The organism is Granulosicoccus antarcticus IMCC3135 (assembly GCF_002215215.1).
GTDB classification, from domain to species: Bacteria; Pseudomonadota; Gammaproteobacteria; order Granulosicoccales; family Granulosicoccaceae; genus Granulosicoccus; species Granulosicoccus antarcticus.
On record NZ_CP018632.1, the window covers coordinates 705,558 to 721,126 of the forward strand.

11 protein-coding genes and 2 pseudogenes are annotated in these 15,569 nt (G+C 51.8%); 7 read left to right on the forward strand and 6 right to left on the reverse strand.

The window, feature by feature from the left end; translation table 11 throughout:
* Positions 1 to 40 precede the first annotated feature (40 nt).
* From IMCC3135_RS03125 to IMCC3135_RS03140, 4 genes are all read right to left on the reverse strand, one after another.
* Positions 41 to 721, reverse strand: a complete 681-nt coding sequence (locus tag IMCC3135_RS03125; protein ID WP_088916259.1) for an aspartate/glutamate racemase family protein — start codon at positions 719 to 721, stop codon at positions 41 to 43.
* Positions 718 to 2,631: a TRAP transporter large permease gene (locus IMCC3135_RS03130; protein ID WP_088916260.1), complete on the reverse strand. Its 1,914-nt coding sequence runs from the start codon at positions 2,629 to 2,631 to the stop codon at positions 718 to 720. The genes IMCC3135_RS03125 and IMCC3135_RS03130 overlap by 4 nt, the downstream gene beginning before the upstream one ends.
* A gap of 72 nt (positions 2,632 to 2,703) precedes the next feature.
* On the reverse strand, positions 2,704 to 3,672 hold the full coding sequence (locus IMCC3135_RS03135) for a TRAP transporter substrate-binding protein (RefSeq protein ID WP_088916261.1): 969 nt from the start codon (positions 3,670 to 3,672) through the stop codon (positions 2,704 to 2,706).
* 54 nt (positions 3,673 to 3,726) lie between these two features.
* A complete protein-coding gene (locus IMCC3135_RS03140) occupies positions 3,727 to 3,996 on the reverse strand; it encodes an NnrU family protein (RefSeq protein WP_088916262.1) in 270 nt (89 codons plus the stop codon).
* 162 nt (positions 3,997 to 4,158) lie between these two features.
* On the opposite strand from IMCC3135_RS03140, the pseudogene IMCC3135_RS03145 reads away from it, so the two are divergent.
* Together IMCC3135_RS03145 and IMCC3135_RS35175 are read left to right on the forward strand one after the other, a co-directional pair.
* A pseudogene (locus IMCC3135_RS03145) lies at positions 4,159 to 5,034 on the forward strand (RNA-guided endonuclease InsQ/TnpB family protein); the annotation flags it as partial.
* A gap of 38 nt (positions 5,035 to 5,072) precedes the next feature.
* Positions 5,073 to 5,243 (forward strand): transposase, encoded by a 171-nt coding sequence (locus IMCC3135_RS35175; protein ID WP_236994691.1) that lies wholly within the window; start codon positions 5,073 to 5,075, stop codon positions 5,241 to 5,243.
* A gap of 100 nt (positions 5,244 to 5,343) precedes the next feature.
* On the opposite strand, the pseudogene IMCC3135_RS35395 reads toward IMCC3135_RS35175, so the two are convergent.
* Both IMCC3135_RS35395 and IMCC3135_RS03155 read right to left on the reverse strand, forming a co-directional pair.
* Positions 5,344 to 5,580 (reverse strand): annotated as a pseudogene (locus IMCC3135_RS35395) (NnrU family protein); the annotation flags it as partial.
* A 183-nt stretch (positions 5,581 to 5,763) separates the two neighbouring features.
* A complete protein-coding gene (locus IMCC3135_RS03155; protein WP_157735735.1) occupies positions 5,764 to 7,653 on the reverse strand; it encodes a hypothetical protein in 1,890 nt (629 codons plus the stop codon).
* A 382-nt stretch (positions 7,654 to 8,035) separates the two neighbouring features.
* Here IMCC3135_RS03155 and IMCC3135_RS03160 point away from each other — a divergent pair, with 382 nt between their 5' ends.
* The 5 genes from IMCC3135_RS03160 (at position 8,036) to IMCC3135_RS03180 (ending at position 15,383) form a co-directional block, all read left to right on the forward strand.
* Positions 8,036 to 11,806 (forward strand): hydantoinase B/oxoprolinase family protein, encoded by a 3,771-nt coding sequence (locus IMCC3135_RS03160; protein ID WP_088916264.1) that lies wholly within the window; start codon positions 8,036 to 8,038, stop codon positions 11,804 to 11,806.
* A 4-nt stretch (positions 11,807 to 11,810) separates the two neighbouring features.
* Positions 11,811 to 12,797, forward strand: a complete 987-nt coding sequence (locus IMCC3135_RS03165) for a TRAP transporter substrate-binding protein (RefSeq protein WP_157735736.1) — start codon at positions 11,811 to 11,813, stop codon at positions 12,795 to 12,797.
* A 69-nt stretch (positions 12,798 to 12,866) separates the two neighbouring features.
* Positions 12,867 to 13,388, forward strand: a complete 522-nt coding sequence (locus IMCC3135_RS03170; protein ID WP_088916266.1) for a TRAP transporter small permease subunit — start codon at positions 12,867 to 12,869, stop codon at positions 13,386 to 13,388.
* Entirely contained in the window at positions 13,381 to 14,670 is a 1,290-nt protein-coding gene (locus IMCC3135_RS03175; RefSeq protein WP_088916267.1) for a TRAP transporter large permease, read from the forward strand. Before IMCC3135_RS03170 ends, IMCC3135_RS03175 begins: the two co-directional genes overlap by 8 nt.
* Positions 14,667 to 15,383, forward strand: a complete 717-nt coding sequence (locus IMCC3135_RS03180; RefSeq protein WP_088916268.1) for a GntR family transcriptional regulator — start codon at positions 14,667 to 14,669, stop codon at positions 15,381 to 15,383. The genes IMCC3135_RS03175 and IMCC3135_RS03180 overlap by 4 nt, the downstream gene beginning before the upstream one ends.
* The last annotated feature ends 186 nt before the right edge of the window (positions 15,384 to 15,569 follow it).

Here is a 15,569-nt window from a genome sequence, read left to right on the forward strand (position 1 = left end):
TCCATTGACCTGATAAGGGCTCTCCACGTCCACACCGCAGCTACTTCACCAGCAAACGAGCACCATCCAGTATTGAGTAGACGGGTTTGCCTGTAGCAGCCTTGATGGCACTCGCGTAAGGAGGCAAATTTCCGCACTCCAGCAAGATGGCAGAGATACCGGGGTTGGTCTGGCACAGAGCGATTGCTTTCGCAACGACAGCGGCTTGAATGGCAGGCTGATCAATAGTGGTCAGTTGCTGTGACTTTTGCATAAGGAAGCACGAGGCAAAGGCCTTTTCGTCCTGCAACCCTGCGATAACTGCCTGCTCGGGCTGGATGCCAGCGGCGTCAAGTACAGCGGGCCCCAGTTGTTTGCTCGATGCGGTCATGACCCCCACAGGTCGTGAGCCATGCGTTGTCCAGATGAGCGGCAAAAGCGACAGGGCAGAAAGCATGACGGGTATATGTACGCTGCGAGCGATTTCATCCTGGGCCGTGACAAGGAAACCGCAGGTCGATGTCAGAGCGATAGCACCTTCGGTTTCAAGTTTCTGGGCCGCGGTGCAGAAGGCGGCGACCATCGCCGGCTCCGGGCGATCATTGCGGACGATGAGCGTGCTGTCTGCATTTTCCACAACCCGTGTTCTGGCCGGGAAATGATAGCTGGCAGGGTTGCCTGCATCCCCCAGGACACGCTCGAAGGCCGTGTCCAGCATCAAGATGCCGATAAATCCGGTCATGGCTGGCTGAGCAACTGTTCAGGCAGCCAGGTTGCCAGAGAAGGGAAATTGACTAGAATCACGACCATCAACAGCATGATTGCGAACATGGGCAGAGCGGTTTTGGCGATATAGGTGATGTCGTGCTTAGTCATGGATTGCAGCACGAACAAGTTGAAACCAATAGGCGGTGTGATTTGCGCCATCTCGACCACAACAACGATGAAGATACCGAACCAGATCAGATCGATGCCTGCGGCACGAATCATCGGCTCGATGATGGCCATGGTCAGCACCACGGCAGAGATGCCATCCAGAAACATGCCGATAATGATGTAGAACACCGTTAATGCGGCGATCAGGGCGATGGGTGACAGATTGAATTCAGCGATCCAGCCAGCAAGTGCCCGCGGTAGGCCGGTGAAGCCCATCGATAATGAGAGGAATGCGGCACCCATGAGAATAAGCGCGATCATGGCGCTGGTACGTGTAGCTCCGAGTAGGCTATCCAGAAATGTGCTCCAGTTCAGTGAACCTTGCAGGGCTGCCAGCACTAGTGCGCCGACCACACCAAAGGCTGCGGCCTCGGTGGGTGTGGCATAGCCTCCATACATTGAACCGATAACCACCACGACCAATGCAATGACAGGGATTAACAAGGTGGAGTTCTTCAAGGCAGCGACAAAGCCGATTTTGGCTTCGGGCGTAGGTCGCTCTGAGGGACGCAAAAAATACCAGGCAACGATATAGAGCATGAACATGGAGGCAAGAACAAGGCCTGGCAGAACGCCGGCCATGAAGAGCTTGGTGATGCTCTCCTTGACGGTAACGCCATAGACAATCAAGGTCAGAGAGGGCGGGATCATCAGTCCAAGGGTGGCAGCCCCTGCTAGTGTACCGATGGTCATGAACTCGGGATAGCCGCGCTTTTGCAATTCGGGTATCGACATTTTGCCAACGGTTGTCAGAGTGGCTGCCGAGGAGCCGGAGACTGCGGCAAATACGGTACAGCCGACCACGTTCGTATGCAGTAGTCCGCCGGGAATGCGTGCCATCCAGGGCGCTAGCCCTTTGAACATGTCTTCTGACAAGCGTGTGCGGTGAAGTATCTCTCCCATCCAGATGAACAAGGGCAGAGCCGTAAGAGTCCAACTGCTGGAGCTGGTCCAGACTGTGATGATCATGGCGTTGCCCGGGTTTCGGGACGTAAAGCCGATCATGCCGATATAGGCGACTCCCATCAGTGCAAGTCCAACCCAGATGCCTGATCCGAGCAGGAAGAACATCACAAAAAGGAAGATACCGATCTTCAATGCCACAGCGTCCCGATCAAAGCCGGTCATGGCCTGCAATGATGCATAGACAACAAGCAGTATTGCAGCGAGCATGATCGCCCGGCTTGTTTTGGAGTTCAGTAGGGCATCGGACCAATCCGCGTCACTGTCGGCGGCGTCTACACCCTGGTAGTTGGTCAATATGATCCGAGTCAGATTATCGACCACTGCAATGGCGAAGATCACAGCACCGATTGCCATGAAAGTTTGCGGTATCCACAGTGGTGTTGCGTCTTGTCCTTGGGAAATATCGTTGATCTGGGCTGACAGCAGGGTAGCCTTGACGGCATACCATGCCAGGAACACCGCTGACAGGCTGGCAAGCGTGTAGCACCAGATTTCCATCGCCCGTCGATAGCGTCCGGATTTGGTCACGAACAGGGCTACCCGTATATGGGCATTATGGTTGAAGGTATAGGCCATGGCCATGAATGAAGTCGCCGCCATGGCATAGCCTGCATATTGGGCGCCGCCAGCAAATAGCAGTCCGCTCCAGCGGGCAACCATCTGGGCAATGACCATTGTCAGGATTGCAACAAGGGCTACAGCGGCGACGACCCCTGATGCTTTATAAAGACCGTCCAACAGGCGACGCATGGCGGCTCCTTTACTCAATCAAAAATAGGGGAAACGCCTCGACCCGATACAGGGTCGAGGCAAGAGAGTTACTTACTTCTTGTAGGCATCTACGATGGCTGAGCCATCTTCACCTGCTTCTTCCAGCCATTCAGCGGTCATCGTCTCACCGATAGCAGCCAGGTCAGCAGCCAGCACTTCGCCGGGGTCAGAGACCGTCAGTCCATTCTCGGCCAGTGTGTTCACAAAGCCGCCAGACAATTCTGCCGCTTTTGCGGATCCACGAATTTCAGCTTCGGATGCCATGCTCATCAGGCACTCTTGTGAGGCAGCGGGCAATGCTTCGTAGGCTCCGGTATTCACAAAAATCGTGTTGCGTGGTAACCAGGCTTTGGCATCGTAAAAGTTGGTCAGATCTTCCCAGACTTTTTCGTCAACACCCGTCGAGCCGGAAGAGATGAACGCCTCAACCACGCCGGTAGCCAGCGCCTGCTTCAGTTCAGCGGCTTCGATCTGAGTGGGTACCATGTTCGCCAGTTCGGCGACACGAGCGGTAGCTGCGTTATAGGCACGAAATTTGAGACCTTCCGCGTCAGCCAGGCTGTTGACCTCTTTCGCAAAATACAATCCTTGTGGCGGCCAGGGCACTGAATACAACAGAGTCATGTTTTGCTTGTTCAGCAAGGCATTGAGTGTTGGTCGGGCCGCATCGCGCAAGGCGTCAGATGCCTCAAAAGAGGTCGCCAGAAACGGTACTGAATCATAGCCAAAGACGGCATTTTCATTGGCATGAGCAGACAGAAGTCGTTCGCCAATCTGGGCTTCGCCAACCTGTACGGCCCGTTTGATCTCATCACCCTTGAACAGAGAACCGCCTGCGTGAAGCGTGATATCAAGCTCGCCATCTGTACATTCACGAACGGCATCCACGAACATCTGAGCGTTTTCCGTGTGATAGTTGTTAGCTGGGTAGGCTACCGGCATATCCCAGCTCTCAGCTGATGCCACACCGCTGAGGGCAAGCGTTGCAATACTTGTTGTAAGCAGGGTTTTCATCATCATAATCAGTCTGTCCTGGTTGGTAAGTCCACCTGATCATAAGGCATCTAGGGCGACTCATGCACCAAATGGGCTGACTCCGATCAAGAGCCGGTGAGCCCACAGGACGAAAATCAACCAGGAGCCAATACCAAACACAACGGTAGCAGCGTCGTATGCCAGGCCCGGCGCGGTGGCGTATACCACTCCTGTGGCTCGATCCCGCTTGCATGAATTGATGTAGTCGAGTACTGCCCAGGCCAGAAATGCGCCGAACAGAATCAAGTCACCCAGCCTGCCATTAGCCAGCAGGTGGGCCGCGGCCCAAACCTTGACTCCCAGGACCATCGGATGGCCAACTGCCGCCTTGATCAGATGAGCAGCAAACCCCGTCGTTCAGGGCGGGGTCAGAGCGAACGTTAGAGCTGAAAATATTTTGTACTGTATAAAAAGACAGTATTTTAATAGCCAGAGGCTCTTTGTAGTGTAAGAAGCGGCTAAGATAACGTTATGAACCAGTCAGTTTCCAACCCTACACATTTGCGCACATTAAGGCTGCGTGTCAAAGACAAGCACGCCGCCGAGCTTGCTCGTCAGGCACGAGCCGTAAATTACGTCTGGAATTACATCAACGAGTTGTCAGAGCGTAGCATTCGCGAACGCGGTGTCTTTCTTTCGGCATTCGATCTCCATCGTTACACCACTGGCGCAAGCAAAGCGCTGGGATTGCATAGTCATACGGTGCAGAAAACAAGCGCCTCATACGTTCAGGCTAGAATTCAGTTCAGAAAACGCAAACTTGCCTGGCGCAAGAGCGGTGGTGTACGCCGCTCATTGGGTTGGGTGCCGTTCAATACCGGTCACGCCCGCTGGCGTAACGGCCAGGTGCATTTCAATGGCACCGCTTACGGTGTCTGGGATAGCTACGGATTGGCAGGCTTTACCCTTCGCTCGGGATCATTCAGTGAAGACAGTCGGGGCCGGTGGTATTTCAATGTCGCCGTAGAAACTGAAACAAAGCTGTCCGCGGGCAAAAGCGTTATCGGTATTGACCTGGGGTGCAAAGAGGCGGCAACGGCGAGTAATGCTGAAAAATTGCGTGGGCGTTGGTATCGTGACGACGAGAAAGCATTGGCAACGGCCCAGCGCGCGGGCAAGAAAAGACAGGTCAAGAAAATACATGCCAGAATCAAGAACCGGCGCAAAGAGGATACCCATCAATTTACAACCGGTCTGGTAGAGAAAAGTGGTGCGATATTTGTGGGAAATGTCTCATCCAAAGCGATGGTAAAAACAAACATGGCCAAGTCAGCGCTGGATGCTGGCTGGTATAGCCTCAAGAAGACTCTGGAATATAAATGCGCTAGCGCAGGGGTCCTCTATCAGGAAGTAAACGAGGCATATTCCACCCGAACCTGTTCTGAGTGCGGTGCACTCAGCGGTCCGAAAGGACTGAAAGAGCTCGGAATAAGCGGCCCGCGCAGGGGGAATGGAGCTGTGCTGAGTGTGGAAGCTCGCACGACCGCGATGTAAATGCGGCTCGCAACATTGCCGCTCTGGGAATTCAGAGTCTCGCAGGAGGAACCTACGAATGAATGAAGAGGTAAAGAATCCTCTTACTTCAGGGAGAGGAGAATTCAAGTGGTTGCCGGGAATGTAGGCTGCTGCAATCAGCACGAAGGCTATCAGGGTCAGCAGGCCGGCTATATGAGTCATCGCTATCGGCGGCGTCCAGATAAACACCGGGTTGAGGCGTGTCTGGGAATAGCCCATCACAATCAGGGCCAGAGCTGCCAGCGAGAGAATGGAATAGAGGCCCTTGTAGGTCTTCTCACCACGACTGGCAATGGTCGCGGTTCGCCAGTTATCGGCGAAAATTCGTACGGAATGCAAGCCGAGAAACAGCGCGAGGCCGATAAGCAATACGATCATGAGATCTGTCCTTCGTCCAGGTCAGCCTGAAGTGGCTTGCACCATGATGAGGCCTTGAAGGCTGACAGTGCCAACGTTTATAACAGAAAGTAATATGGCTATTGCCAAGTGCCGATGTGCTGGGCTTGCATATCGCCACTTGGCCTAGGGCGTATTTCTGGATCTGAGGGGGAGGGGGCCTGACTAGGGAATCGTGAAAGATTCCCGATGTACAGCAGTATTGAAGTCACCATTGGTAAACAGACGGACTTCGAACTGCCCAGTACCCAGGTACTGCTGCAAGAAGCCCAGCTCACCGTTGTCAGGGCCGCGTCCGCCTGGCTTCTGTGTGCCGTTGGTATATAGCCACATCAACAATTGACTATCTGGAGAACCTGCACGGGCAATGCTGACTCGATCACTCGTACCCTGATTGCTGTCTATGAAGTTTATGTACACCCGGGCTGGCGTCTCGTTTGTGCGGACCAGTGGTTGCAGTCGGTAAACTGCACTTGTCGGAGTGGCGGCTGCCACGGTGATGGGCTCGGGCACTTCAGCCGATTCCACTCTGGCGACTTGTACAGGCGTTACTGATTCAAGTGCGGGTGTTAGTGTCGGTGAAGGCGCTACTGCTGCCGTTGGGGTCAGGGCAGGAGGGCTTCCCAGGTTAACGGCGTATGTGTCGACAGAGCCTGAGTCGTGCCAGTCTGAATTGAACAGAATGCGTGACCCGCTCGGACTCATCACGGCATGTGGCTCACCAAAGTAGGCACCACGATAGCTGGATCCCCGGCTGGCCGATTTACCCATCGTTCGGGTATGGGCGAGGCGACAGGTATTCGGGTTATCAGGATTGGCGTAAGTCAGGCTCAGTTCCGAAAAAAGTAGCGGTGCACTTTTTCCATTCTTCAGATAGTCAAGGTTTCCATAGCCAATGGAGGTCATGGTCACCCAGCCCGGATTTTGTGTCGACATAGAGGACAGATGCACGCCCTTCAAGGGGTAGTTCCAGCCGGTGGTGCGTCCCACCATCACCTGGCAGCTACCTGACTGAATGTCGTGAGCAACAATGGCACCTTGACCCGCATCACTGTCAGCATTACAGCCGTTTTCCAATTCGTCGTATCGCGGAGAGAAAATGGCGTCATTTCCATTGGGCATTTGTCCGATAGTCAGGTGCTCAAGTTTAGGCACCTGATACTTATTGCCATTTCTAGCTGTGTAAGAGGCCTGGGTGCTGTCCAGGCGGTACAGAAAATTCATGCTCGAGTCGAACACACTGTCTTGTATGACAACCCTTTGGCCACTGGGCATGGGGGCCGCCGCAACATCCGGTCGGAAGCCGAACGCATTGCTGCCCTGAGGCTTGGCAGGGTCGAGAGTGACGGGTTGACTGATCGCTCCGGTGCGTACATTGACATGAAAGCTGATGTCGGATGAGTTGCCATTGACATCATTGTTCTGGCATCGCAGACCTACAAGATCCCCACCCAGCCCCTGAATATCGTTACCGCCTTTGGCAGTCTTGCCACGGCGTTGAGCAGGGCTGCCACAGATAGGGTCAAGGTCGGCGACCAAGCTGCGCTGTTGCGTTTGTACATTGTATTTAACCAGCTTGCCAAACAGAGGGTCATCGATTGGTCGGCGTTGTACGAAATACAAGGCTGAGGCGTTCTGCCTATCCCAGTAAATGCCTTCTATGTCAGCTGCGGCAAATTCCATTGGCCGTATATATTCATAGGTCTTGCCGTTATAGAGATGGTGTCCCGCGTCCTTGTCTCCTGTGTGGTAGAGCATCAATAGAGATTCGTCAGCATTCCACGGTTGCACGGTGTTGTACAAGGTGCGGTGTGCGGTGCCGTAAGGGGCATCGGTAACGCGAGTTACCTGAGTGCCAAATGCCGGGTCAGTGTAGGACTGTAGAGGGGCGGGCTTGGCCATGCTTGACACTACGCGGGAATCTCTGTCAGAGACTTTGCCGGCGCACCAGTCTTGTGCAACGGCCGGCAGGCTGTTGGGCAGAAGAACACACAGTGCAATCATGGTTGCTACCGATGTTGATTTGTTGACGCATTTACGCGCTTGCTCGCCCACGTTTACTCCCAGCAATTAACTATGACCGGGGCGACGGTATCTGAATCTGTGAGACTTCGCTTACGCTATAGGTTGCATATGTTGGTGGGTTGATTCCGTGATCCGCTGTAAACACGTCTAATTGCAGTTATCGCCCCGTTCTTGTGGGATTTCCTTTCAAGTACAAGGAATATGACAGCTTAGTAGGAATCCGGGACGAAGGTTGATTGTCCGGAAAGGTTGAATTCGAATCAGCTCGACGCTGCCCATTCGTTTGAAGACTCAGATGGTCTCGTCTGTACCTGCGACTGCCGTCTGTCTGTATGGCGTGTGTGATGGCGGTGGAGTTCAATTTATACCAAGAAATGTTGACACCTGTTGATAAAGTACGTACTTTAAAAACATGTTGAAATTAGCAATAGATATTGGCGGTACGTTCACCGATGTGGTGGCAGAGACTTCGGCTGGGTTATCGTCGATCAAGGTCTTGACTAGCCCGGGTTCTCCTGAGACTGCTGCAATATCGGGCATCTCTGAGTTGTTGAATCGGCTATCTGTCGGTTTTGATGAGATCGACAGTGTGGTTCATGGAACTACGCTTGCGACGAATGCGCTTATTGAACGTCGTGGTGCTAAAACCGCATTGATAACGACAGCTGGTTTTCGCGATGTGCTCGAAATGCGTAATGAAAAGCGTTTTGACCAATATGAATTGAACATTCAGATGCCGGAGCCCTTGATTGCGCGTCCATTGCGCATCGGAATTGAAGAAAGAACGCTGGCAGATGGCAGCATATTGAAGCAGCCGAACGACAAACAAATAGATTCGGTTTGCGAGCTGCTCAAGCAACAGGAAATAGAAGCGGTCGCTATCGGCTTTCTGCATTCTTATCGCAATGATAAAAATGAGCAGTATGTAGCATCACGAATTCACGAGGCATTGGGTGATCGTGTAACGATCTGTCAAAGTGCTGAGGTGTCGGGTGAAATCCGTGAGTTTGAACGTTTTTCAACGGTGTGCGCTAATGCCTACGTAAGGCCGTTGATGACTCACTACCTGGGGCGGCTTGAATCTGAATTAGAGCAACGCGGCTTTCGCGGTTCTTTCCTGATCATGCTATCCGACGGTGCATTAACTACCACGGAGCAGGCCAAGCGCTTTCCAATCCGTTTAGTAGAAGGCGGGCCGGCCGGTGGTGTTGCTTTGGCAGCCTTTGTTGCAAGAGAGATCCAATCACCTAAAGTGCTTTCATTGGATATTGGTGGCACTACTGCGAAAATCTGTTTTATAGAGAATGGCAAGCCACAAACCTCGCGTCGGTTTGAGATAGCACGATCATGGCGTGACACCAGAGGCAGCGGCTTGCCGGTTAATGTTCCTACAGTAGAGTTGGTGGAGATTGGCGCAGGTGGTGGTTCTATTGCCAGTGTTGATAGTTTGGGGCGGCTTAGAACGGGGCCGCAAAGTGCCAGTTCAGAGCCTGGCCCTGCCAGTTACAACAGAGGTGGTGCCGATCCGACAGTGACCGATGCTCATGTTGTTGTTGGTGGTATTGCCGCTGAAGGATTTGCCGAAGGGAAAATTGAGATTGTGCCGCAATGTGCTATTGATGCATTGGCAGAGAAAATACAATCGAAAGCGGATTTCGACAGTGTTGCGGATGCGGCTGCGGGCGTTATCGAGCTGGCCAATGAAACCATGGCAAATGCCGCAAGAGTGCATGGGATTGAACTTGGGCTTGATGTTTCAAGTTTCGACCTGCTGGTATCTGGTGGTGGAGGCGGTTTGCATGCAGCGCGTATCGCTGAGAAACTGGGTATATCTCGCATCATCGTACCTGCACATGCTGGCGTAGGCTCAGCTGTTGGTTTCTTACGCTCGCCTATTGCATTTGAAACTGCCATATCGGTGATCGAAACGATAGAGTCGATTGACTATGAGAGTCTCGACAAGCGTCTGCATAAAGCGTTGGAATACGTTCGTGATGTGGTCCTTACCGCGGTTGAGCCAGACAGCCTGGAAACGAGGATCGTCGCTGAGTTGCGCTACAAGGGACAAGGTCTGGAGCTTGGTATTGCCTTGACGCACGAGACTCATCTGAAAACAGCAATTCTAGAGTCAGAAGAGAAGTTCAAGCACCAGTATCAGCTTGTTACAGGATTTACGTTGAACAACGTTGATGTTGAGCTTGTATCACTAAGCGTGAAAGCCAGCGAAAAAGAGAAAATTGCAAACCCCAGAAATTATGAGTCGAACTCCGAACTTGTAAAGCCGATCGTTAGCGAGAGTGAGTTGGAACGTCTGGCAAGTCGTGATGTATACGTACAACAGCGCAAGGGGTTTCAGAAAACACCGGTTTCACCTCGTGCACAACTCGGCAGCTCCCTCTATCCGGGGCCTTTGATAATTTCCGAGGCACAAACTACAACAGTGGTGCCAGTGGCGTGGACTGCTCACCAATCCGAACACGGACATATTATTGTCGAAAGCAAGAAAGCAGATAACGCTTTGAATCTGGCTTCTGCGCGAAAACTGGACTTCATATCAAAAAACGTTCTCTGGAACCGGCTTGTTTCGGTATGTGAGGAGCAAGCCAATGCTTTGATGCGAGCGGCATTCGGAGCCATCGTCCGTGAGGCTGGAGATTTATCTGCCGGAGTTTTCAATGTTCGTGGTGAAATGTTGGCGCAGGCGGTGACCGGGACTCCCGGGCATGTGAATACGATGGCAGCATCGGTTAATGCAATGCTGGACATCATTCCCGCAGCGACATTGGTTTCGGGAGATGTACTAGTTACCAATGATCCATGGTTAGGTGCCGGGCATGTGTTTGATTTCGTTGTGGTCACGCCAGTGTTCATTGATAGTGAGATTGTTGCCTACTTTGCTTCTACCAGCCACGTCGTGGATGTGGGTGGCTTGGGGTGGTCGGCTGAGGGGCGTTCTGTTTATGAAGAAGGGGTGACGATACCCGTTATGCATCTTCGTAAGGGAGCGGTTATCAATGAGGATCTGCTAGGCATCGTTGTCACGAATTCGCGTGTGCCGCATGAGGCTCGTGGAGATATTCTATCCTTGCTCAGCTGCAATGATACGGCGGCATTCAGGCTGATTGAACTGATGCGGGAATATGGTCTTGCTGATCTGAACGATTTATCTGAATTCATATTCACACGTTCGGCTCAAGGAACGCAGGCTGGCCTTCAGAATGCGCCCAATGGCGTCTATCACAGCGAGATGATCATGGATGGTTACGATAGTCCGATCAAGCTGTGCGCGCGAATGGTGATCAGTGATGAACGGATTGATGTTGATTTGTCAGGCTCCTCGGCGGCGATAGATCGAGGTATAAACTGTCCACTGAATTACACTGCAGCTTATGCAGCATTCGGCATACGTGCTTTGCTGACTCCACAAGTGCCCAATAATCAAGCGTCGTTGCTTGCCATCCGAGTGAGCGCACCACCGGGCTTGATCGTCAGTGCAGAGAGGCCCGCACCGGTATCAGCACGACATGTTATCGGGCAGGCCTTACCTGATCTCATGTTTGGTTGTCTTGAACAAGCTTTGCCGGGTCACGTACTGGCTGAAAGTGCTGGTGCGCTATGGACCTTGTCATTGTCAGGTGCTGGCAAAAAGGCTTTCACTTCCTTGAATGTCGTTCTTGGTGGGATGGGTGCACGTCCTGAGACAGACGGATTATCCACTACGGCTTTTCCTTCTGGAGTCGGGGCTGTGCCTGTTGAGTCTGCTGAAGTCGCTGCCCCGTTGATTTATCATGCCAAGGAATTCATTGCCGATTCAGGCGGTGCGGGTAAATATCGCGGCGGGCTGTCACAACGACTGGAAGTGGGCTCGAATACCGGCGAGGATCTGACTTTATCGGCAGCCGCATTCGAACGATTGACTGATGGTCCGGCAGGAAGGCAGGGTGGTTTGGCGGGTGCCGCAGGGCAGGTGTTCCTGTCCAACGGAACACGCATAAAAAATAAGGGAATTCATAGAATCCCGGCAGGTGAAACTCTGGTTTTGCAAACGCCGGGTGGTGGCGGGTTCGGTGATCCTGCCCACCGTGACAGATCAGCAGTTGAGCGCGATCTGGCACACGGCCTGATCTCTACCGAGGCGGCTATGCACACCTATCACCTTGATGACTCTATTAATGAGGAATAATGCAATGCATGTGATTAAATCGATCGTCGCTGTTGCGGCTGTCATGTTTATCGGAAACACGGCTGCCAGTGCAGAAACAAAGTGGGATCTAAGTACGGCATGGGGCGCTAATAACTTCCATGCTGAAAGTGCCATAAAATTTGCTGATGCAGTACGGCAGTCTACAGACGGCTCTGTTGATATCACAGTCCATCTATCGGGCGAAATTGGTGTCAAGAGTACTGAGAAGCTCTCGGCAGTTGAAAACGGCATTGTGCAGATGGCCGATATGCTTCTGTTTTTGCAAGCGGGCGAAGCGCCGTTTCTTGGTGTTGATACCTTGCCCTATCTGATTCAAGGTCAGGATGAAATGAAAGCCTGGTTAGAGGTGGCAGGGCCCAAGTACGAAGAGATTTTCGAAGCTCACAATCAAAAGGTTTTGTATTACGTTCCCTGGCCATCGCCGGGTATATACACAGAGGATGCCGTTGTGAGCGCACAGGATATGGAAGGTTTGAGAATTCGCGCTTTTAATGCCACCTCATTTGAATTTTTGAAAAAGCTGGGTGCGGCACCTGTTGAGCTACCTTTTGGTGAGTTAGCAGCAGCCGTTGCAGCTGGCACCGTTGACGGTGCTGCCACTTCGACATCAACCGGTGTTAATTCCAAGTTGTATCAATTCACGGCCAATTTCAATCCGTTGAACTGGTCAACATCGCCAGATGCGGTGACTGTCAACCTTGATGCGTGGAATGCACTGAATGACGAGGAGCGTGCAATTATCGAGAAAATTGCCAACGACATGGAAGGTGAGTTCTGGGCAGCTTCAGCAGATGAGGACAGTTCTAAAACGAAGATACTGGAAGAGAATGGCATGAGCATTTCACAGGCGGATGATAGCTTGAATGCGAAAATGGCTGAAGCAGGGAAGGTGATGTGGGAAGCATTCTACACAGACGTACCAGATGCAAAAAACATTATCGATACCTACGTCGTTAAAGTGGGAAAGTAGTGGAGTCATGATGGCATCTGCAACAAGTCAGGTGGGAAAAGCGTTGGAGTTTCTGCATATGCTAAGCACATGAATCCTATTCTGAATCTGATTGATCGACTGTCGCACTTTGCCGAAAGTGCGGCAGTTGTTTTGATCTATGGCTATTGCGGGCTCATGCTTGCCGAAGTGTTTGCAAGGTCACAAGCACAAAGTTCTTCATTTTCGTGGGAGTACAGTCAGTACGCGATGGCCGCTATCTTGGCCCTGGCATCCGGGCCTGCTATTCGTACTGGAGTACATGTGCGCATTGGCGTCATCAGCGAGCATCTGTCAATTCGCCTGGCACGGTGGCTGGATGTGTGGGCGAATCTGATTGCTCTTTGTATTGTTTCACTTATTGTCTGGGCTATGTTCGAGAAGACCGGACGCTCATTTGATCGCAATATTCTGGCGACGACAGTGACCAAGACACCCTTGTGGATTCCGCAGCTTCTGGTGTTATGGGGCTTTGTCCAGTTATGGCTGGATTGTGCTGCACGTCTGTATCGACGCTATGCCGATTTACCGTTTGAGTGGAAAGAACTGGATACAGAGGTGAACGATGATTGATATTGCCATTGTCACCTTGCTGTTGTTTACAGCATTACTTGCAGGTTCTGTCTGGATCGGATTGTCGTTATTTGCCACAGGTTTTGTGTTGCTTGCTGTGTTCAAATCAAACATACCGATGGATGTTTTTGCTGGCGGTGTCATTTGGGGCGCGCTGATCCCCAAGTCTCTGTTGTCATTGCCTCTGTTTGTATTGATGAGCGAAGTATTGGTCACCGCCGGACTCGGTCGATCATTGTTCAAAGGCTTGTCGCCCTGGTTAGGGCGGCTTCCGGGTGGTCTTCTTCACGTCAATGTCGTTGGCTCTACACTCTTCGCCGCGGTATCGGGGTCTTCGGCAGCGACGACTGCCATTGTTGGTAAGGTCAGTCTGCCGGAGTTGCAGGCACGTGGCTACGACCGGCAGTTGGCGATGGGCTCCTTGGCAGGCGCTGGCACATTAGGCTTTCTGATTCCGCCATCAATCATCATGATCATTTACGGAGTTGTTGCAGAGCAATCTGTATTGGAATTGTTTGTGGCAGGCGTTATTCCTGGTTTGATGTTGGCTCTGCTGTACATGCTATACATAGCTTTTCACCAGTTACTCAGTGGAACCCAGCCGCAAGTCGCCAGACCGACATGGCAGGAACGGGCAAATTCTTTGAAAGACATTGGTCCGATAGCATTTCTTATCGTGGGCATCATGGGGTCGTTATATCTGGGATTGGCAAGCGTAAGTGAATTGGCTGCCATGGGAGTCCTGGGTGCCTTGCTGATAGCCACTGTCATGGGGAGACTCAGTTTTAGCGCATTTTTTGGAGCTGGCAGGAGAGCTGTCAGAACGTCTGCCATGATCGGCTTGATCATTGTTGGTGCCGCCTTGTTAAATGCAGCTTTCGGATTTCTGGGTATCCCCAAGGCGGTGGCAGGACTCATTGCAGGTTGGCAGTTGTCGCCGTTTATACTGATCGTCGTATTGCTGCTTTTCTATGCCATATTGGGAATGTTTCTTGATGGTACCTCGATTATTGTCATGACCCTGCCAATCACCTTGCCGCTAATTATCAATGCTGGCTACGATCCGGTCTGGTTTGGAGTGTTCGTTGTTGTGGCAGTTGAGATCAGTCAAATAACGCCACCGATTGGGTTCAATTTGTTCGTTATTCAATCACAAACAGGTGAAAGTATCGCGACGATTGCCCGTGCGGCATTACCGTTCTTTTTTATACTTCTAGGCTTTGCGTTATTGCTTGCGCTGTTTCCAAACCTGGCTCTGTGGTTGCCAGGAACATTGCAATGAGTGCGCTCTATCGACAAGTGTGTAAAAAAATACTGGATCAAATTGCGAGCGGTCAACGCAAAGTAGGTGATCGTCTACCACCAGAGGAAGAATTTGCGAGTGAGCTGGGGATCAGTCGCTCCACCTTGCGATTGGCCTTTGCCGAGTTAGAGGCTAGTGGTGTGGTACGCCGACGTAAACGTGCCGGAACGCAAATAATAGCGATGAAGCCGCAACCTAAATTCAGTATGGCAACCTCGGGTATACAGGACCTGTTGAGTCTTGGTCGCAATACTGAATTTCGCATTAACCATGTTTCAACGGTGCATTCAGATGATATCGATTTTCCAGGAGAGCATTACAGTGAAACTGCACATTGGTTGAAAGTGTGTGGTGCACGTACGATGAACGATGACCCTAGGCCATTCAGTACCAACCGAGTTTATGTTCCGGCCCGGTTTGCTGGTATTGAGCCGGTGCTGAAAACCGCAGACACCTCGGTTTTTCAAACGATAGAAGCGACTTTCGGAGTGTCTGTTAACCGAGTGACGCAGAGCACGCGAGCAATAGCCTGTCCACGAAAAGATGCTGACTTGCTAGGCTTGGAGCCAGGTTCACCCGTCTTGCAAATTGATGCAGCTCTTTATGTGCAGAAGGGTGAGTTGATGGAGTTGTCAGTTGCTATTTTCGACCCCTCTCGATTTCAGCTCTATAGTGATGTTTCTATCGAGTAAGTGCGCAAGCATTGCGCAACCGGTAGTTCCCTGCCTGAAGTTAAATGGTGACGCACATTGGGCAATAGGAGCAAATGATCTCCAGCAGCCAGCTCATCGTCAAGTCCAAGGTCTGTTTTTGGAGAGCGTATTTAATCGCTACTCTACCGACAAACATCTAGACAATTTAAACATCAGATGTTTAAA